A 556-nucleotide genomic window follows, 5' to 3' on the forward strand; every position below is an offset into this window, starting at 1 on the left:
TTGTGGACAGTGTCTGGTGGGTAGTTTGACTGGGGCGGTCTCCTCCCAAATAGTAACGGAGGAGCACGAAGGTTAGCTAATCACGGTCGGACATCGTGAGGTTAGTGCAATGGCATAAGCTAGCTTAACTGCGAGACAGACACGTCGAGCAGGTACGAAAGTAGGTCATAGTGATCCGGTGGTTCTGTATGGAAGGGCCATCGCTCAACGGATAAAAGGTACTCCGGGGATAACAGGCTGATACCGCCCAAGAGTTCATATCGACGGCGGTGTTTGGCACCTCGATGTCGGCTCATCACATCCTGGGGCTGAAGTCGGTCCCAAGGGTATGGCTGTTCGCCATTTAAAGTGGTACGCGAGCTGGGTTTAGAACGTCGTGAGACAGTTCGGTCCCTATCTGGTGTGGGCGTTGGATGATTGATGGGAGCTGCTCCTAGTACGAGAGGACCGGAGTGGACGAACCGCTGGTGTTCGGGTTGTCATGCCAATGGCATTGCCCGGTAGCTACGTTCGGAACGGATAACCGCTGAAAGCATCTAAGCGGGAAGCCGGCCCA

At 54.7% G+C, this 556-nt stretch carries 1 rRNA gene; it reads left to right on the top strand.

Annotated elements, in window-relative coordinates:
* A 23S ribosomal RNA gene (locus GTW09_RS17420) occupies window positions 1–556 on the top strand; the annotation flags it as partial.

The sequence above is a fragment of the Alteromonas hispanica genome, assembly GCF_010500915.1.
In the GTDB taxonomy this organism is placed as follows: Bacteria; Pseudomonadota; Gammaproteobacteria; order Enterobacterales; family Alteromonadaceae; genus Alteromonas; species Alteromonas hispanica.